This window comes from Pantoea sp. RIT413 (assembly GCF_003057675.2).
Lineage (GTDB): Bacteria > Pseudomonadota > Gammaproteobacteria > Enterobacterales > Enterobacteriaceae > Pantoea > Pantoea eucrina.
Genome location: NZ_QBJB02000004.1, coordinates 255,908 through 274,347 on the forward strand (window position 1 = coordinate 255,908; position 18,440 = coordinate 274,347).

The following is an 18,440-nucleotide window of genomic DNA, read 5'->3' on the forward strand; positions in this document are numbered from 1 at the left end:
CGCACCGCTGTTTCACGCCTTCAGATCCGAAAACTGTATAAAAAAGCCGCGCGGTTAAAATTTTGTTACGCTTAAAGAAATTCTTCGTAACATTTCAGGCTTGCTAAAACCGTCTACGCTTATTACGCATTGGCACTATCACCAGGAGCAAACATGAAGCCATCGCCATCAAATGCTGAACACGACAATGACGTAGACAGCGAAGAAAAAGAGCAAGGCACTGAGATTGAAGTTGATGAAGAGGCCCTGCCCTCGCGGGCAGCGGCGATTCATGAAGAGATACGGCAGGACGGGGAGAAAGAGCTAGAGCGTGACGGCATGGCGCTGCTGTGGTCAGCCATCGCCGCAGGCCTCTCAATGGGCGCTTCGCTGATGGCGAAAGGGATTTTTCAGGTTCACCTTGAAGGGGTCCCCGGCGCCTTTCTGCTGGAGAACCTCGGCTACACCTTTGGCTTTGTGATTGTGATCCTCGCGCGGCAGCAGCTGTTTACCGAGAATACCGTGACGGCGGTCCTGCCGGTCATGCATAAGCCCACCGGCAGCAATTTTATGCTGCTGCTGCGCCTGTGGGGGCTGGTGCTGCTGGGCAATCTGATTGGTACCGGGCTGGCGGCGCTGGCCTTTAACTACATGCCCATTTTTGATGAGGCAACGCGCCAGGCGTTTACGGCCATCAGTGAAAAGGTGATGGAAAATTCGCCGGGCGAGATGTTCGCTAATGCCGTGATCTCCGGCTGGATCATCGCCACTATGGTCTGGATGATCCCGCATGCGGAGAATGCCAAACTGCTGATCATCATTATGATGACGTGGCTGGTGGCGCTGGGCGATCTGGCGCATATCGTGGTCGGCTCGGTCGAAGTACTCTATCTGGTCTTTGCGGGGACAGTCCCGTGGCAGGAGTTTTTCTGGCCGTTTGCGCTGCCCACGCTGCTCGGTAACATCACCGGCGGCACGCTGATTTTTGCCCTGATCAGCCATGCGCAGATCCGCAACGACATGAGCGAAGAGGCCAAAGCGAAGGCGCGGGCGGATCAAAAACGCCGCGAGAAAGCAGAAGCGAAGAACGCTGCCGGAGAGCAGACGGAGTAACCGCTCTTCCGGGCGCGGCGCTGCTGACAGAATGAGCAATCACGCCGCGCCCGGTTAACATCCGGGAGACATACGGGTATACTGCGTTTCCGGATGTCTCCTTAGTTAAATGGATATAACGAGCCCCTCCTAAGGGCTAGTTGCAGGTTCGATTCCTGCAGGGGACGCCACAGACATCTCTCCCTCATCCTGCAGATCCATACCGGCAAATTTCGACAGCTGCTGACTGATGCTATTTTCTTTGTAGCAGGTGACCAGTAACGCCTGGGTTGCGCGCGTAAACGCCACATACAGCGCCGGGATAGCTTCAGACTCATCTTCAGCCCCTTTATGAACAAATGATGCATTGATCACGGCAACGTAAGGGAATTCAAGCCCTTTGCTGCTCTGAAAGGTCAGCAGATGAACCACATCCTCCCGATGCGAATAGCGTTTTTTATCTTCCGTGGTGAAGCTGACGGCGGCGGGGATCGCATGCTGCTGCAGCAGGTCGATGAGTTTGTCTGCTGAAAAATGCGTAGGACAAAGCACCGCCATATCGCCCCAGCGGCCTGCCGCCGCATACTTCTCTCGCAGCCACGCCACAACGCGACGCGCTTCATCTGTTGCAGACTGACACTGTTCGATATCGGGAATGTCGCTGTTCTCTTCGCCGCAGGCTTCCGGCAGCACCAGCGGAAGCTCCTGATTATGGTGCCGGTCAAAGTAGTCGCGTGAAAAAGCGTAGGCAAAATTGAGAATGCGCCGCGGATTGCGATAATTCACCCGAAGAATAGAGGTGCGCCCCTGAGCCTGAATACCCACGCTCGCCAGCGAAAAGTTCAGTGCTTTCTCGCGCCGGTACAGAGACTGGGCGTCGTCGTACATCAGCAGCAGCGAGCGGCGGGTGTTATCAAACAGCCGGGCTATCAGTGAAAGCCAGCGCCGGTCGAAGTCATGTCCTTCATCCACCAGCACCGCATCATACCCCGCATCCCCGACAGTGCCGCTATCAACCGCATTTTCCAGCGCCGCAAAGCAGTTATCATAATAGCGCCCTTCCCCGCTCATCTTCAGCTTAAAGGTCCGGGCTGCCGTCGCGCACCAGTCATGAAAATGATAGACGTGTACTTTATGCGATAGTCCTCTGGCCGCGATGCATTCACGGATATAGTTAGCCAGAATGATATTAAAACAGAGCACCAGCACAGGGCGTGTGGTGGTCTCGGAAAGGTATAAACAGCGGTAGAGTAAAATCAGCGTTTTACCGGAACCGGCTACGCCATGAATAACACGATGCCCTTCGCCGAGATTGCGTGCCAGCACCTCCTGCTGCAGATCCATTACCCGGTAAATATTACTGCGCTTATTTTTTACCGTAATGGCGATCTCCGGAAAAAGATGCCGGCGCAGAATATCCCGCACAGCCGGCGTTATTGCAGGCCTGAAACGGGTGGTAAAGAGTCCGGAAACTTTAGCGCGAAACGCAGAAACAGAGACAGACTCGGCCATTTCATCCTGACAAATCGTCAGCGCCTGTGGAAATATAGATTCAACCACGCCATCGGCTGAGAGTGATGTCAGCTGCTGACGGGTAATATTAGTAAACACCACACCATAAGCCCAGGCGATATTCAGCTTTCCTTTATACAGGCCTGTTTTTTGCTGCAGTTTCGGATCCTGAGATAACAGGTCAACGGTCGCACAGGCATACTCCCTGACCTGCAGCAGCGGATTTTGCGCCTGCGTTTCGCCCTGAGCATGTCTCAGCGTTACCGTCTGCGGGTCCGCATGCTGAAATGTACTTAGCTTCCAGTCTTTGACCTCAAGGAAAATAAGCCCGTTGGCAGGATCGATAATAACAAAATCGGGATGCCTGTACTGGCGCCCGACCGGAATGTCATACCAGATAAGACAATCATCGCCGAGATGCGATTCAAGCCGCTGGGCGACGCGTCGTTCCCCGTGCGTCATTCGCCCTGAACAGAGCGTCAGGGAGGTCATTAATTTCGCCATAAAACAGTATCCACGTATATAAAGTACATCAGCGCAACACCACGATAACATCGCTATTAAAACTTTAGAATACGATGTTATGCCACTTAGCCCTGTGTCTGTTTATTATGTTGCCGGCATGCTGATAATACCGGCCCGGTACCAGGTTTATGATGACAATAATAGCGCGATGTCTCTGCCTTTTCCGGCAGGCGGGAAAAAGCTGGCAGGAGTGGTATGATTTACGTTAAATGATGCCGCTGGCATCTGACCCCTTCCCGTTTCCGGAGCGCACTATGAAACATGAGATTGATCTGAAGTATTACGATATCGCTGACGCCTACGCTGAAGAGTGTGAAAAACCGGTGAGCGAAGCCGAGCGCGACCCGCTGGCGCACTACTTCCAGCTGCTGATCACCCGCCTGAATAACCATCAGGAGATCAGTGAAGAAGCGCAGCATGAGATGGCGCGCGAGGCGGGAATTGCTGACGCGCGCATTGATGATGTGGCGAACTTTCTGAATGAGTGGGGCAACGAGTAAACGGCTTTGGCAGGCTGTCTGCTGGCAGACAGCCTGCCCGCCGTCGCGTTGATTACTTACGCGCGTCCAGCAGCTGCTGCGCATTATCCGCAGTAACCGTGGTCCACGGAATGTAATAGTGTTTTTTCGTGCCGCCATCCCAGGCGAGATCTTTGGCATACTGCTGCCAGATGTCAGACTGCGGCTGATAGCCTGCGCCTTTTACCGCACGCAGCGCGACATCAATAGCGCCCTGCATCTGGCCTTTCGCATCCTGCAGAATAGAGACCATTTCACCCGCCTGAACGGCATGAATCGCATCAGACACCCCATCCACACCCGCAATGGCGAAGTCGTTCACGTTCAGCCCGGCGCCCTTAATCGCTTCAATGGCTCCCAGCGCCATCTCATCGTTTTGCCCAATCACCCCGTTGATTTTGCCGCGATGCTTCTGCAGCCAGTTCTCCATCAGCGGCTGTGCTTCAGCGCGTGACCAGTTGGCCGTTTTTCTCTCCAGTACGGTAACCTGGCCCGGACCACACTCCGCTATCGCTTTATCATTGCCTTTGCCGCGCTGGATCTCACCGCTGCCGCCCTTCGGCCCTTCAATAATGACGACATTGACCTTTTTGGTTTTGCACTGCAGCTTATCCAGTACCGCTTTGGCTTCCAGATAGCCGCCCAGCTCATCATTAGAGACCACTTCGGACGTCATCTCTTCCGTATTCAGGCGGGCGTTGGTGACCACCACCGGAATTTTAGCCTCGTTAGCATTGGTCACAATATCGATGTTGGCTTCATAATCCATCGGGTTCACGATAATCGCGTCGGCACGCGTCTGGATAGCGGTCGCCGCCTGGTCATTCTGCACCGACGCGTCATAACGACCATCATAAAAGGTGAGCACGGCTTCGCCACTTTTTACTGCCGGATGCGCTTTACCGTAGCGCTCCATCAGCTGAACGAACTCCGCCTTATTGCCATACATCAGCACAGCGATTTTTACGGGGGCAGCCTGCGCTATGCTAATCGCGCCCAGCGTCAGGGCTGAGGTTAACAGAGCGATAGATCTTATTTTCATTGTTCTCTCCTGGCAGGGTTTATCTATTCAGAGGTTAATCGCGCTGTTGTTTACGCGACGGGTCGAGCAGTACAGCCACTACAATCAGAGCGCCTTTGATGATCTGCTGGTAGTAAGACTGCACCCCCAGTAAATCCAGGCCGTTATTCATTACGCCGATGATCAGCACGCCAAAAAAGGTGCCGACAAGCGTACCGACACCGCCAGCCATACTGGTGCCGCCAATCACTACCGCAGCAATCGCATCAAGTTCATAGCCTGCGCCCGCGTTGGTCTGTGCCGATCCGGTGCGTGCGGTGAGGATCAGCCCGGCGATTCCGGCCAGCGCGGCGCACAGGGTGTAGACCATGACTTTTATTCCGACGACGCTGATCCCTGACGTGCGGGCACTTTTCGGGTTGCCGCCAACGGCATAGACGTAGCGCCCGAGCAAAGTTTTATTGAGCAGCAGCCACGCGAGACCAAACAGTACGACAAAGATAATGACCGGTACGGGTATGCCGGCTATGTAGCCGTTGCCGAGCCAGCGAAAATCGCTGTTAAGCTGCGAAACCGGGTTGCCGCCGGTGGTCAGCATCGTGAGTCCGCGCGCAGCGGAGAGCATGCCCATGGTGACGATAAACGGCTGCAGCCGGTAACGCGCCAGCACGGTACCGTTGATCAGGCCGCAGACAATGCCAATTCCCAGCGCGATAATCATTGGCACCATCACCGCATGTGCCGTATCCCCAATTGCCATACCGCTGTTGTTCGTGGCGAAACGTGCAGCAACAATGCCGCTCAGCGCCAGCACCGATCCTACCGAGAGATCGACGCCGGCGGTGATGATTACAAAGGTCATCCCAATCGCTAAAATGCCGTTGATAGAGACCTGGCGCAGCACAATCAGCATATTTTCATTACTGAGAAAATAGTTACTGCTCCAGGCGCCATTAGCGACCTGCAGCTCGCCGACGGCAGCCACAATCAGGCAAAGCACAAAGAACGCGATGATGATGCCGTATTTGTGCATACGTCTTTTGTTGCGCGTAAAAAATGAGATGCCGGAAGGCATGGAATGTGTGGTGTTCATAACGTGATCTCTCTGTTAAACCGCCAGCTTCATCAGTTCACTCTGCGTTGCCTGAGCCGCACTCAGCTCTCCCGCCAGCTGTCCGTCGCGAAAAACCAGAATGCGATCGCTCATGCCGATGATCTCCGACAGCTCTGAGGAGACCATCACGATCCCCTTGTTTTTCAACGCAAACTCGGACATAAAGCGGTAAATCTCTTTTTTCGCGCCGACATCAATACCGCGGGTAGGCTCATCCAGCAGCAGTACTTCCGGGTCCAGTAACGCCCAGCGTCCCAGCACGACTTTCTGCTGATTACCGCCGCTGAGGTTGCCCACCAGCTGTTCGGCATCCGGCGTTCTGACGTTAAAGCGTTTGATCATCTCCAGGCTGCGCTGCTGCTCCTGCTTCTCACTGATAAAACCGGCGCGGGAGATAGCGCCAAATGAGGCGATGTTGATGTTTTCGCGAATCGAACGGCAGAGCACCAGCCCGGTTGCTTTGCGATCTTCTGTGACATAAGCGATGCCGTGCCGGATCGACTCTTTCGGTGAGTGGCGGCCCAGCACCACCTCGCCGAGGCGAATGGTTCCGCTGTCTGCGTGTTCAATCCCAAACAGTAAATCGAGAAACTCGCTGCGCCCGGAGCCAACCAGCCCGTAAATGCCGAGGATTTCGCCCCGCTTCAGGTGCAGGCTGATATCGTTGATTTTATTGCGCCAGCGCAGGTTTTTTACCTCCATCATCACCTCATTACCCGGCTGATTAAACTTGGCAAATTCACTCTCATATTCTCCGCCAATAATCTGCTCAATCAGCTGCTCGCGCGTGATATCGGCCAGCATGCCCTCCTGCACCCAGGCGCCATCGCGAAAGATGGTATAGCTGTCGGCAATCTGGAAAATCTCGGAGAGGCGATGGGAGACATAAATAATGCCTTTGCCCTTTTGCGCCAGCCGGGTCAGGGTCTGAAAGATTTTTTGCGCATCCTCCTCGCCAATCGCTGAGGTTGGCTCATCCATGATGATGATGTCAGCATTCGCGTGCGAGAGCGCTTTGGCGATCTCCACCAGCTGCTGCCCGGCAACGCTGAGGTTACGCATCTTTTCAGTAGCAGAGATGTCAAAATCGAGCTCTGCCAGCAGCGCGCGAGTACGCTGATTGAGCGTGGCAAAGTCAACAAAACCAAAGCGGCGCGGTTCGCGTCCCAGCCAGATATTTTCAGCCACCGTCAGGTCCGGAATTGCGCTCAGCTCCTGCTGAACAATCGCGATACCGGCGGCCAGCGCGTCCCGCGGATGGGCAAAGCTGCAGCGCCTGCCGCGAATAAATATCTCTCCGGCGTCGGGCTGGATAAACCCCATTAAGATGCTGAGAAAGGTCGACTTTCCGGCACCGTTGCCGCCGCACAGCGCGTGAATGGAGCCGGGGCGCAGCGCAAATTCGGCGTTTTTCAGCGCCACAACCGGACCAAACGCTTTGCGGATCCCCGTGACTTCCAGCAGCATCTCCTGGTTATTTCTGGTCACAATGCCACCTCCGGATAAGTCGTGCTGAGACGCTTCAGATAGCGCTGATAGTGCGTTTCATAGGTCTGATGGCGCGCGGCATCGGGCACGGCGCGGGTACTTTCATCCGGCGTGACAAAGCGCTGGCACAGCGACTGCAGTAACGCATCCGGCTGCTGTGCCGGGTTATCCAGCAGCGCGCTGGCCCACATCGCCTGAATTGCCGCACCCAGCGCGGCGGTTTCCGGAATACGCAAAGAGACCACCGGGCAGTTCATGACGTCAGCCACAATTTGTCGCCAGCCAGCGCTGCGCGCGCCGCCGCCGGTAAGGCGGATCTCCTGCGCGCTGATGCCCTGCTGCCGGAACAGATCAAGTCCGTAACGTAATCCGTATGTGGCACTCTCCACGGCGGCGCGGCAGAGGTTAGCGCGCGTAAAATTCACGGCGTTCAGGTTGTGCAGACTCGCCTGCGCGTGGGGCAGCGCCGGCGTGCGCTCGCCATTAAAAAACGGCAGCATCTCAACGCCCTCAGCCCCCGGCTCTGCCTGGTTCAGCAGCTGATTAAAGCCGGTAAGATCCTCTGCCAGCAGCGTCTGGATCAGCGTGGTCGCCGAGGTGACATTCATGGTGCAGATCAGCGGCAGCCAGCAATTAGTGCTGGAGCAGAAGCTGGCAATCAGGCCGTTTTCGTCAGTCACCGGCGTCTCGCTGCAGGCGAACAGCGTGCCGGATGTTCCCAGGCTGAGCGTCACCGTGCCAGGCGCAATATTGCCGGACCCGATGGCGGCCATCATATTATCGCCGCCGCCTGTCGCGACCCGCACCGTGCGGCGTAGTCCCAGCCGCTGCGCCGCTTCCGGCTGCAGGGTGCCGATACACTTTTGCGCGGCAGCCAGCGGCGGCAGCGCCTGCCACAGCCGGCCGTCAGGATCGATAAGCTCCACCGTATGCCGATCCCAGCTGCGGCTGCGGATATCCAGCAGTCCGGTGCCGGAGGCGTCGCCATACTCCATAACCCGTTCGCCGGTCAGCCAGAAGTTAAGATAATCGTGCGGCAACAACACGGTATGTAAACGCGCCCACAGCGCCGGATGCTGCTGCTTCAGCCAGAGAATTTTTGAGGCGGTGTAGCCGGTAGCCGGAACAATCCCGGGCTGTGCCAGCGCACCGCTAACCCCTCCCAGCTGCTGCAGCAGCCAGCTGTTCTGTGCATCGGTGGCGGTATCGCACCACAGCTTTACCGGATGCAGCACCGCTCCGGCTTCATCCAGCGCCACAAAGCCGTGCTGCTGGCCGGAGACGCTGAGCGCAGTAATCTGCTGTGTATCAATAGCGGCGTCTGAGGCTGCCTGATGGAATGCCGTGACCAGCGCGTCGATCCAGTCGCTGGCATGCTGTTCACGGGCGCCATCCGCCCCGCTCTGCAGCCGGTGCGGCGCGCTGCCTTCGCCGACGATCGTCCCCCGCTCGCTCTCCACGATAACCACGCGCGTTCCCTGCGTGCCGCAATCTATGCCTGCATAGAGCGCCATGCGTCACTCCATCTCCAGCATGATTTTGATATCCGCCGCATGGCCCGCGGCTGCGCGGTCAAACGCTTCAACGCTGTCGGCGAATTTATAGGTGTGGCTGATCAGCGGCTCTACCCGCAGCTTGCCGCTGCTTAACAGGCGCAGCGTGCGGGGATACATATTGGCGTAGCGAAAAATCGTTTTGAAGGTCAGCTCTTTGGCCTGTGCCGCAACAATATCCATTGGCGCGGCGTCCACCGGCATGCCCACCAGAATGACGGTAGCACCCGGCGCCGCGTGTTCCGCCAGCGTGGCAATAGCAGGTTTGGCTCCGCTGCACTCAAACACCACATCCGCGCCGTTACCGCTGGTCAGTTCTGAGACTTTACCGGCCAGATCGCCGGTTTTGATGTTAACGGCGTGCAGCCCTTCATACGCTGCCGCCACGGCAAGCTTTTCATCAAACATGTCGCAGATGATGACATCGGAACAGCCGCCTGCCAGCGCCGCCAGCGCCGTGACCACGCCGATCGGACCGGCCCCCAGCACCAGGCCAATATCGCCGGGTTTGATGCCGGCTTTGGTCGCGGCCTGCATCGCCACCGCCAGCGGCTCCACCATGGCCCCTTCGCGGAAGCTGACATTTTCCGGCAGCTTAAACGTGAACGCCGCAGGATGAATGACCGTTTCACGCAGGCAGCCATGTACCGGCGGCGTTGCCCAGAAGCGCACGGCGGGATCGAGATTGTAGAGACCGGCGCGCGACTGATCGGAGTGCATATCCGGGATCCCTGGCTCCATACAGACGCGATCGCCCGCCTTCAGGTGCGTCACGTTTTTACCGCTCTCCAGCACAATGCCAGCGGCTTCATGACCCAGCACCATCGGTGCCTCCACCACAAACGGACCAATCCGGCCATGTTTGTAGTAGTGAACATCGCTGCCGCAAATCCCTACCGAGTGAATTTTAATTTTGACATCGTTATCACCCAGCACTTCATCAAATTCCCGATCTTCAATCGCAATGTGGCCTGCCTGAGTCAGAACTAACGCTTTCATTTACGCCCCCGGATTCATTTTAATGGTATCGATATCATTTCAATGCGGCGATACTGACCTAAAAAAAACGTGAAAACTGTGATGCAAGCTGAATAATATCGATCTGCAGTAGCGCAATTTAGCCCTGTCGCAGCGAATTGCGGATCGGGATCACAGAAGATCACAAGCGGAACACGCTTTAATGGTATCGATATCATTACAGGAGAAACCGTATGACCGATTATCCGCAGGCGATTCAGCACACCCTGACCTTTTTAGAGCAGGCGAATATTGTTCTCACCCCTGCAGAGCAGAAGAAGATTGAGATTGCTACTTTCGGCCTGGACGATTACCCCGCCTCAGGTTTGCAGCTGTTAACCTATATCAACGAACCGCGCTATTGCGCTAAAGAACTGGTGCTGTTTCCCCGCCAGACCTGTCCTGAACATCGGCATCCGCCGTTTAACGGCACGCCAGGCAAGCAGGAAACCTTTCGCTGCCGCTGGGGCGAGGTCTATCTGTTTGTCGATGATGAACAGCTTACGCCAAACGATGCGACCGGCACTCCGCGCTGTCAGGTGCCTGCCGGCAGTGAAACCGCCTATACCTGCAGCCGCTATATCCTGCTGCGTCCGGGCGAACAGTACACCATTAAACCCGATACGCGGCACTGGTTTCAGGCGGGCGAACACGGGGCCGTTATCTCTGAATTTTCGTCAGAAAGTCGCGACGATCTGGATATTTTCACCGACCCGCGCGTCAGGCGACTCGCCTAGCGCAGCGAGATCGCTTAACGCGGTACGATCTGCCATGATTGACTCATGATACAAAATGACAGGGTTGATTAAGGAGCCAGACTTGGCAGCAGGACGGGGACGCAAGGCAACGCTGGCAAGCGTTGCTGCCCAGGCAAACGTAAGCAAAATTACCGCCTCGCGCGCTTTTTCACAGCCGGAGAAAGTGCATCCGGAGACGCTGCAGCGCATTCACGCTACCGCAGAGCAGTTGGGCTATGTGATGAATACGGCTGCGCGCAGCCTGCGGGCGAAAAGCAGTAAAACCATCGGGATCGTCAACCCCGATATGGCAAACCCCTTCTTTGGCGGCCTGACGCGTCTGATGACGCTGGAGGCGAACAAGCTGGGCTACGATACGCTGGTTTTTGACTCCTGTGAGTCGCAGGAGAATGAGAACCGTATTATCGATAAGCTGATTGGGTATAACGTTGATGCCATTATTCTGTCGGTGATCTCCAACGATCTCCACTATCACCCGGCCTATATGAGACGGCTGGAGACGCTGAATATACCGGTGGTGCTGGTCGACCGCGAGCTGCAGGTTTCCCACTGCAGCGGCGTCTATATTGATAACCTCGACTGCGGCCTGCAGACCGGTCGCTGGCTGGCGGAACAGGGGGCGCAGCGTATTGTCGTGGTCTCCGGCCCGGAAAAGTCGAACGTTGCGCGTGAGCGCGTGCTCGGCCTGCAGGCCGCGCTGCAGGGAAAAGCTGCCTCGCTTGAGGTGCTCTATGCCGACTTTTTTATGGATGCGGCCTGGCAGGAGACCCGGCGCTGGCTGAAACAGCACCCCGCCCCTGATTACTTCGTGGGGTGTAACAATCAGATCTCACTCGGCATTATCAAAGCCTGTATCGAACACAAACTCAGTCTGCAGCAGCAGGTAAAGCTGTTCAGCATTGATGAGGTCACGCAGGCGGATATTTATGGCTTTCACTTTCCCTGCATCGCGCACGATCTGCAGAGCATCGCCTGGCAGGCGCTGAATCTGGCGCTCCGGCGTATTAACGAAAGCGACAGCAAGCCGGGCAAAGTTATCGTGCGGGGTGAAGTGCTTCCCTGACGACGCGCTTTTTACCGGCTAAAGTCCTGCCGCCACGCGGAGGGCGCCACGCCGTGCAGCTGGCGGAACCGGTTACTGAAATGGCTGGCGGAGTGAAAACCGCAGCGCAGTGCAATCTCCGTTAGCGGCAGGGTGCTGTGCATCAGCAGCTCTTTCGCCACCGCCATGCGGCGCTGCATCACATATTGGTGCGGCGCGCTGCCGGTGCTGCTGCGAAACATACGCGCAAAATGATATTCGCTGAGCGCAGCTTCTGCGGCCAGCCGCGCCAGCGTCAGCGGCTGATCGAGCTGCGCATCAATCAGGGCAATGATCCGGCGCAGCACGGCGGGTGCCAGGCCGCCCCGCACGGCGGGCAGCTGCCACTGCACATCGCTGTAGCGATGCAGCAGATGCGTCAGCAGCAGCGTCGATGCGCTGCTCAGCATCAGCTGATTGGCGGGCTGCTGCCAGCTGACGCTGAGCAAAAAATGGCGATAGAGCTGCGTAATGCGATCGTCATCAGCAAAAATCTTCTCCTGCAGATTCAGACTGGCTGGCGTGCGATCCCAGATCTGTTCGCCAAGCTGGCGTAAATGGGTATCGGTGCAGTAGAGGTGCACGAATGCGAGGTCGGCCCGCAGATCCCAGGTGGACTCCATACCGGACGGCATCAGGCAGAAACGATCCGGGGCGCCACCGTTGCGCCATCCGTGCGCGGTTTTATGCCAGGTATCATACCCCTCTTCGATATAGAGGCTCAGGGTATGGTGATCGCTGTGGTTGGTTACGCGGTCGCCGCTATTAAACCAGGCTGCCAGCCGGATCCCGCCTGAAAGCGGTACGCTATCACGCAGCTGAGCCTTTCGGTTTTTTAGCATAGTAAAGGTCTGGTAATCGGACATTGCGCATATCACATCGGCAGCGGTTAACCAGCAGTTTACCCGTCCGGACGATGGAAAACAGCGCGGCAGTCGGTGTGAGAATGAAAAAAGCGCAAGTTTTTGCAAGTGCTGCGCAATCGGGTGCAAGCGCCCGCCCGCGCCTGCGCGGATACTGTCGTCCTGTCTCTGCCGGAGTATTAACGATGAATGTAGTGCTGTATCTGAGCGTGGTGCTGATCTGGGGCACCACCTGGCTGGCGATCTTTCTGCAGCAGGACGCAGCCACCACGCCGGTCTATGTGGCTGTTTTCTGGCGCTTTCTCTTCGCCTCGCTGCTGATGCTGGCGCTGCTGACGCTGTGCCGCCGTCTGCGATCGCTGGACAGGCGCGATCATCTGTTTTGTCTGCTGCAGGGAGGCTGTGTTTTTGGCTTCAACTTTGTCTGCTTTTATCATGCAGCAGCCTGGATCAGCACCGGTCTGGAGTCGGTGATTTTTTCCATGGCGGTGATCTTTAACGCGCTCAACGGCTGGCTCTTTTTTGGCCAGCGTCCGCCGCTGCGCCTGGTGCCTGCCGCGCTGCTCGGTATGGGCGGTATCGTCGCGCTCTTCTGGAGCGATATTTGCGCGGCGCACCCCTCGCCGCAGCTGTTATGGGGCGCGGGCCTGAGTGCGCTGGGCACCTTTGGCTTTTCGCTGGGTAATATGATTTCAGCCCGGCATCAGCGCCGCCAGCGCGATATTCTCACCACTAACAGTTACGCCATGCTCTACGGCGCGCTGATCATGGCGGTAATGGCATGGCTTAATGGCGATGCGCTGCAGCTGCCGCGCAATCTGCAGTGGCTGGGCGCGATGAGTTATCTGGCGCTGTTTGGTTCTGTGATTGGATTTGGCGCTTACTTCACGCTGGTGGGTCGCATCGGTGCCAGTCAGGCGGCCTACAGTACGCTACTTTTTCCGCTGGTTGCGCTGACGCTCTCGACAATTTATGAAGGCTATCAGTGGCACGCTAATGCCGTGGCGGGACTGACGCTGATTTTGCTGGGCAACCTGGTGATGTTTATGCGCTGGCCGGTGCGCCGCGCACTGCGGCTGGCCTGACAGCAGAAGCGGGCGTGCAGCCCGCTCTGCTCATCCTCTAACGCCAGCCACCTGCGCCGGACTGAAGCTGCTGCGGCTGATTAAGGGCTTTTCTGGCGATCCAGTAAAGCATTACCCGCTCATCATCCCTGTCACGATCGGCCATAGCCAGCAGCTTTAACGACAGCGTGGCTTTGTTGACAGGCTGATGTTCATCGCTCAATTCGATCACCGCCTGACCGATAAGACAGCAGACTTCATCTCCACTGGATACGGATTCATATGCTCGGTCTTTCATATTTCCTCCCGTTGGTTGAAATATAAGCCTGGCAAACATCCCGGACTCTGCAGCAAAATCGTCTCGCTTAACATACCTGGTTACATATGCTCATCGCAGGACATACCGGGACGTGAATTGTCACGCTGCTGCCATTCATACCGGAAAAACGGCATTTCATTCTGTTTCTCTGACCGCTGAAGCGGGATCCGGCCGCGGCTACGCGCGTGCGCGCTAAGCTGCCAGCAGACTCCATATTCCCGGACGGGAGAATCACCATGACCACAGCCTCAACGGCGCACTACCAGCGCACCCGCATACTGACTCTGATCGGCACTGTCATTACCCAGCTTGCGCTGGGGTCAGTGTATACCTGGAGCCTCTTTAACGGCGCGCTGGCGCATAAACTGCACGAATCAGTCAGTCAGGTTGCTTTCTCCTTTGGGTTGCTCAGCCTGGGGCTGGCTATCGCCTCCTCGCTGGCAGGCAAGCTGCAGGAGCGTTTTGGCGTGCGTAATGTGACTATCGGAGCCGGCATCCTGATGGCAGCCGGATTCTGGCTGACCGCGCAGGCTGATAACCTGATGATGCTTTATCTGAGCGCCGGTATTCTGGTGGGCCTGGCAGATGGTGCGGGCTACCTGATGACGCTATCCAACTGTGTAAAGTGGTTTCCTGAGCGCAAAGGCCTTATCTCCGCCTGTTCAATCGGCGCCTACGGTCTGGGAAGTCTCGGCTTCAAATTTATCTGCGGCACCCTGCTGGATGCTGTTGGCCTGGAGAACACCTTCATGATCTGGGGCGTGCTGGCGATGAGCATGATGTTCTGCGGCGCGCTGCTGATGCGCGATGCGCCGGTGCGCGCTGCCAGCAACAATCCGCAGCATGCCGGACGCGACTTTACGCTGGCACAGGCGGTTCGCCTGCCGCAATACTGGATGCTGGCGCTGATGTTCCTCACCGCCTGTATGAGCGGCCTGTATGTGATCGGCGTAGCGAAAGATATCGGCGAAGGAATGGTGCACCTTACGCCGCAGATAGCCGCCAGTGCCGTAACGGTTATCGCCATTGCCAACCTTAGCGGCCGGTTAACGCTGGGGGTACTGTCAGACAAAATGGCCCGTATCCGGGTGATCTCACTGGCGCAATGTATTGCGCTCGCGGGCATGAGTATTTTGCTGTTTACCCGTATGAACGAAACCACTTTTTTTGTCTCGCTGGCCTGCGTAGCCTTCAGCTTCGGTGGCACAATCACCGTTTTCCCGGCGCTGATCAGCGACTTCTTTGGCCTGAACAACCTGACAAAAAATTACGGGCTGATCTACCTCGGGTTTGGTATTGGCAGCGTGCTCGGCTCGCTGGTCGCCTCCCTGTTCGGTGGCTTTACCGTTACCTTTAGTCTGATCATGACGCTGCTGGTTATTTCGCTGCTGCTTTCACTGAGCGTTCGTCAGCCGCGCCGTCAGGCAATTAACAGGCCTGCACTGCATAATTAACTTACAGGCGAGCGCTGTTATCCTGAGCGCTCGCATTTTTATTTTTCATCCGCAGGCGCGAATTATTGTCTTTCAGAATTATCGCGCTAATATAGCCTGCTATTCAGCTTATTCTGATTCAAATAGAAAAACCCGCTTTCCCGATCTTTTATTTAGACACATCTGGCAATATTTATCTAAATAACTCTACATTTGCTGCATCTTCACTCCACTATTCCGGCGTAATCTGACCTCACTGGAAAAGAGGAGGTCTTTCCATGAAAAAGCTTATTTCGTTAACGTCGATAGCGGTTATGGTCAGTTTGCTCAGCGGATGTATTATTGAGCACGACCGTGGCCGCGGCGCTGGCTGGGGTCATGACCGCGGCTGGCATCATGGCCACCACGGGCATCGTCACGGATAATCGGGCAAAGCGCACACAGCACTAATAAAAAAATAAATAAGCAGGGCGGGAATATACCCCGCCCTTTTTTTAGCTTTTAATCGCGTAATTACACTGATACCAGGCTTTCTTTAATCCTGGCAGATGACTGTCCTGAGCAGGCAGCGAATCCACTTTATCAAAACCCCGCTCGCTGCAGTAATTTGCCAGGTCAACATTCATGGCATCCCGATTAAGGCTATGCGGGTCGTAACGATATTGAACGGTGTTGGACGTATTATCTTCATCTACACGTTCAAATCCGCCAGGCTGATTAATGCTGCAGCCCGCCAGCATAATGAGCGCTAACGCGCCGGTAACGATATTTTTCATTCAGGTGTCCTCTTCAGGCGTCGAAGTGTAAACAACGATGCCACCGCGCGCCTATAGGAAAACGCGCGAAACAGTGCTAAGACCAGTGTTTTTGCCAATTGAATCAATAAAACCAAACGGCTTTTCTTATCATATGACAACTGCGATAGTGCAGTCAGACCACACGATGTCTGCTCCACACCAGGTAATATCAATAATAAGAAGATGTAACAAAGTGACCTTTGTGCCCGCGCTTAGCGGGCTTTTTTTCACCGGTTAGCCGTTGCTGTGCACCATATTACGTAAAAGGCCGGCGGCGCGCTTAGCAGGCAATGCGAGAATGGCGCTGTAGAGATCGATAGACATAGCACACAGCGCGCTGCGATCGACGGCGGTATCAGCCGGCTGATTAAGCTGCTGAAGTTTATTGCCCCATTTCCCATAAAGCCTGTCAACTATCTCACGCAGATCGCGGCGGGCCAGCGTCTGGTCGGTCTGCTGCTCTGCCCCCTGGCTGCTCAGCAGCAGGGCTTCAAGCGCATGACCGTCGCGCTGATAGAGTGCCGGAGTGAGCACCTCCTGCAGATTGATGCCGCCGCTGACCTGCGGATAGAGGAACTGAAAACAGCGCTGCGGACTCTGCTGCTGCAGCGCCTGCATCTCTTCCACCGACACCTGAACATAGGCGATCACTGCATCATCGCTGGCGCGGGTCATACGTTTATTGACGATATCAGTCAGCCAGCCCCGCAGGTCGCCCAGCGCCTGTTCGGCGGAAACGCCCTGCTGCAGCTTATGCCGCAGTTCACGATTCAGTAATTGCCACAGCTCCGGCTCCTGAACCCTAAGCAGGCGATAGCCTGGCGCCGCGCTGAGCTGCTGCGCAACCGCCTCCACCTGTATCTTCTCTGCCTGACGCGGATGCAGCCAGCTAAACCAGATCAGATTAGCTGCCACAAGCGGCAGGATAAACAGCAGCACCCCCTGCCAGGCTCGTAGCGCCGTGGTGCGTACCAGCATCACAATCACCAGCGCCAGCAGTGCAAAAGCGGCCAGCACCGAAATAAAAAGCAGCGTCATAATACGGCGTTAATCCTTACGCACGTCCAGCAGAACCGGACAGGTCGCGCGTTCGATCACTGCCGCGCTGACCGAGCCTTTCAGCAGCCGGTTAAGCGGCGAGAGGTGCCGGCGTCCCATGATAATCATACTGGCGCGCAGTGCCGCAGCCTGCGCCACAATGGTTTCAGCGGCTTCACCCGCCAGGATGACGCCTCTGGCATTCACACCCGCCCGCAGCAGCGGAGCCAGCGCATGACGCACCACCATCTCGGCGGTGTTCTGCTCATCTTTTGCCGCGACAAAATCATCCGGATCTTCACCGGCGTCAATTTCGATAGGCTGGCTGCAGGCTGAATAGGCGGGATCGATACAGCACAGCACCGTGACCGGGGCGTTGAGCGCCAGCGCCTGTTCAAGGGTCAGTGCAATAACTTTCTCCGCGACCGGTGAGTTATCGATAGCCATTAACAACATTTTCATGAGTCGTTACCTCTTCTCCACAGCGGTTATTTTGCCAATTTCGCGCAGCAGCGCCTCTTTACAGGTGATGATCTCTTTGCGATAGCGCGCTTCATGTTGCGCAAAGCGCGCGCCGGGAACCAGCAGCGAGATAGAGAAACGTCCGAACAGTGTGTCAATGGCGACCGCCAGGGTGGTGATCCCTTCAAGCGTTTCACCGCGATCGATCGCCAGGCCACTGCTGCGTACTTCAGCAATCAGCGCCATCAGCTGCGGCAGCGTTTTTACCGTTTTATCCGTGAGTTCCTGCCAGGCATCGCCCACCAGCAGCTGTACATCTTCATCGCTCTCCAGCGCCAGCAGCGCCCGGCCGCCGGAAGTACTGTAGAGCGGCAGATTAAGCCCCATCCGCGGTACGACCCGCAGCTCGCGCGGCGCCACGACATAATGAACGATCGCCAGTTGCGTCCCGCTGGCGCGCGCCAGTGAGACGGTTTCATTAACCGTTGCTGAGAGCTGTTCCAGCAGCGGACGCGCCAGCTCCACCACATCTGTATGGACGCTGGAGATCAGTTTCAGCAGAGCTGGCCCCAGCCTGAGGCCCCCTGCCCCGCTACTGCGCACCAGCTGAGCGCTGTCGAGCGCCGCCACGATGCGCTGTACCGTGGAGCGTGGCAGGTTCACCACCTGCGCAATTTCGCCCAGACTCATGCCGCCGGGATGTTCACCCAGCGCATGTAAAATTTTTGCCGCACGCGCAATGACCTGAATGCCACCCGCTTTTTCATCCTCACGGCCTGAGGCAGATCCCACCATAATGCGTTCCT

At 56.5% G+C, this 18,440-nt stretch carries 19 protein-coding genes and 1 tRNA gene; 8 read left to right on the plus strand and 12 right to left on the minus strand.

Annotation, left to right across the window (positions count from 1 at the left end; translation table 11 throughout):
• Nucleotides 1–153: 153 nt before the first annotated feature.
• Together DBY66_RS08365 and DBY66_RS08370 are read left to right on the plus strand one after the other, a co-directional pair.
• Nucleotides 154–1,092 carry a formate/nitrite transporter family protein gene (locus tag DBY66_RS08365; RefSeq protein WP_108569482.1) on the plus strand — a complete coding sequence of 313 codons (939 nt, stop codon included), beginning with the start codon at nt 154–156 and terminating at the stop codon, nt 1,090–1,092.
• Between the two features lie 95 nt (nt 1,093–1,187).
• A tRNA-Arg gene (locus tag DBY66_RS08370) sits at nt 1,188–1,262 on the plus strand.
• Here DBY66_RS08370 and DBY66_RS08375 read toward each other — a convergent pair.
• Nucleotides 1,222–3,045, minus strand: a complete 1,824-nt coding sequence (locus tag DBY66_RS08375; protein WP_108569604.1) for a nuclease-related domain-containing DEAD/DEAH box helicase — start codon at nt 3,043–3,045, stop codon at nt 1,222–1,224. The two genes, DBY66_RS08370 and DBY66_RS08375, sit on opposite strands and share 41 nt — an antisense overlap.
• Nucleotides 3,046–3,362: 317 nt before the next feature.
• On the opposite strand from DBY66_RS08375, the gene DBY66_RS08380 reads away from it, so the two are divergent.
• Entirely contained in the window at nt 3,363–3,608 is a 246-nt protein-coding gene (locus DBY66_RS08380; protein WP_039385596.1) for a DUF2543 family protein, read from the plus strand.
• A 52-nt stretch (nt 3,609–3,660) separates the two neighbouring features.
• Here the strand turns inward: DBY66_RS08380 and DBY66_RS08385 are convergent, their stop codons facing one another.
• From DBY66_RS08385 to DBY66_RS08405, 5 genes are read right to left on the minus strand one after another with little or no spacing between them, the layout of a single operon-like run.
• Nucleotides 3,661–4,668, minus strand: a complete 1,008-nt coding sequence (locus DBY66_RS08385; protein ID WP_065648783.1) for a substrate-binding domain-containing protein — start codon at nt 4,666–4,668, stop codon at nt 3,661–3,663.
• Nucleotides 4,669–4,702: 34 nt separating this feature from the next.
• On the minus strand, nt 4,703–5,740 hold the full coding sequence (locus tag DBY66_RS08390; protein ID WP_039379364.1) for an ABC transporter permease: 1,038 nt from the start codon (nt 5,738–5,740) through the stop codon (nt 4,703–4,705).
• 15 nt (nt 5,741–5,755) lie between these two features.
• Nucleotides 5,756–7,228 (minus strand): sugar ABC transporter ATP-binding protein, encoded by a 1,473-nt coding sequence (locus DBY66_RS08395; protein ID WP_071668099.1) that lies wholly within the window; start codon nt 7,226–7,228, stop codon nt 5,756–5,758.
• Nucleotides 7,229–7,245: 17 nt separating this feature from the next.
• Nucleotides 7,246–8,763, minus strand: coding sequence for a xylulokinase (xylB, locus tag DBY66_RS08400; RefSeq protein ID WP_108569481.1), 1,518 nt, complete (start codon nt 8,761–8,763; stop codon nt 7,246–7,248).
• Nucleotides 8,764–8,766: 3 nt separating this feature from the next.
• On the minus strand, nt 8,767–9,801 hold the full coding sequence (locus DBY66_RS08405; protein WP_094112060.1) for an NAD(P)-dependent alcohol dehydrogenase: 1,035 nt from the start codon (nt 9,799–9,801) through the stop codon (nt 8,767–8,769).
• 212 nt (nt 9,802–10,013) lie between these two features.
• Between DBY66_RS08405 and DBY66_RS08410 the strand changes: the two genes are divergently transcribed.
• Both DBY66_RS08410 and DBY66_RS08415 read left to right on the plus strand, forming a co-directional pair.
• Nucleotides 10,014–10,556, plus strand: coding sequence for a D-lyxose/D-mannose family sugar isomerase (locus tag DBY66_RS08410; RefSeq protein ID WP_108569480.1), 543 nt, complete (start codon nt 10,014–10,016; stop codon nt 10,554–10,556).
• Nucleotides 10,557–10,638: 82 nt separating this feature from the next.
• On the plus strand, nt 10,639–11,640 hold the full coding sequence (locus DBY66_RS08415; RefSeq protein WP_039379376.1) for a LacI family DNA-binding transcriptional regulator: 1,002 nt from the start codon (nt 10,639–10,641) through the stop codon (nt 11,638–11,640).
• A gap of 11 nt (nt 11,641–11,651) precedes the next feature.
• Here the strand turns inward: DBY66_RS08415 and DBY66_RS08420 are convergent, their stop codons facing one another.
• Complete coding sequence (locus DBY66_RS08420) at nt 11,652–12,524, minus strand: AraC family transcriptional regulator (RefSeq protein WP_039385598.1); 873 nt, start codon at nt 12,522–12,524, stop codon at nt 11,652–11,654.
• 182 nt (nt 12,525–12,706) lie between these two features.
• Here DBY66_RS08420 and DBY66_RS08425 point away from each other — a divergent pair, with 182 nt between their 5' ends.
• Nucleotides 12,707–13,606, plus strand: a complete 900-nt coding sequence (locus DBY66_RS08425) for an EamA family transporter (RefSeq protein ID WP_108569479.1) — start codon at nt 12,707–12,709, stop codon at nt 13,604–13,606.
• 37 nt (nt 13,607–13,643) lie between these two features.
• Here DBY66_RS08425 and DBY66_RS08430 read toward each other — a convergent pair whose 3' ends face one another.
• Nucleotides 13,644–13,883 carry a hypothetical protein gene (locus DBY66_RS08430; RefSeq protein ID WP_039379380.1) on the minus strand — a complete coding sequence of 80 codons (240 nt, stop codon included), beginning with the start codon at nt 13,881–13,883 and terminating at the stop codon, nt 13,644–13,646.
• A 257-nt stretch (nt 13,884–14,140) separates the two neighbouring features.
• Between DBY66_RS08430 and DBY66_RS08435 the strand changes: the two genes are divergently transcribed.
• Together DBY66_RS08435 and DBY66_RS17935 are read left to right on the plus strand one after the other, a co-directional pair.
• Nucleotides 14,141–15,358: an MFS transporter gene (locus DBY66_RS08435; protein ID WP_039379382.1), complete on the plus strand. Its 1,218-nt coding sequence runs from the start codon at nt 14,141–14,143 to the stop codon at nt 15,356–15,358.
• 257 nt (nt 15,359–15,615) lie between these two features.
• Nucleotides 15,616–15,762 (plus strand): hypothetical protein, encoded by a 147-nt coding sequence (locus DBY66_RS17935; RefSeq protein ID WP_166714036.1) that lies wholly within the window; start codon nt 15,616–15,618, stop codon nt 15,760–15,762.
• Nucleotides 15,763–15,831: 69 nt separating this feature from the next.
• Here the strand turns inward: DBY66_RS17935 and DBY66_RS08440 are convergent, their stop codons facing one another.
• From DBY66_RS08440 to DBY66_RS08455, 4 genes are all read right to left on the minus strand, one after another.
• On the minus strand, nt 15,832–16,113 hold the full coding sequence (locus DBY66_RS08440; protein ID WP_108569478.1) for a hypothetical protein: 282 nt from the start codon (nt 16,111–16,113) through the stop codon (nt 15,832–15,834).
• Nucleotides 16,114–16,368: 255 nt separating this feature from the next.
• The gene (locus DBY66_RS08445) at nt 16,369–17,172 is read right to left on the minus strand and encodes a hypothetical protein (RefSeq protein ID WP_108569477.1); all 804 of its coding nucleotides are present in this window, start codon (nt 17,170–17,172) and stop codon (nt 16,369–16,371) included.
• A 9-nt stretch (nt 17,173–17,181) separates the two neighbouring features.
• The gene (locus DBY66_RS08450; RefSeq protein ID WP_039379390.1) at nt 17,182–17,634 is read right to left on the minus strand and encodes a universal stress protein; all 453 of its coding nucleotides are present in this window, start codon (nt 17,632–17,634) and stop codon (nt 17,182–17,184) included.
• 6 nt (nt 17,635–17,640) lie between these two features.
• Nucleotides 17,641–18,429, minus strand: coding sequence for an IclR family transcriptional regulator (locus DBY66_RS08455; protein ID WP_039379392.1), 789 nt, complete (start codon nt 18,427–18,429; stop codon nt 17,641–17,643).
• Between the last annotated feature and the right edge of the window lie 11 nt (nt 18,430–18,440).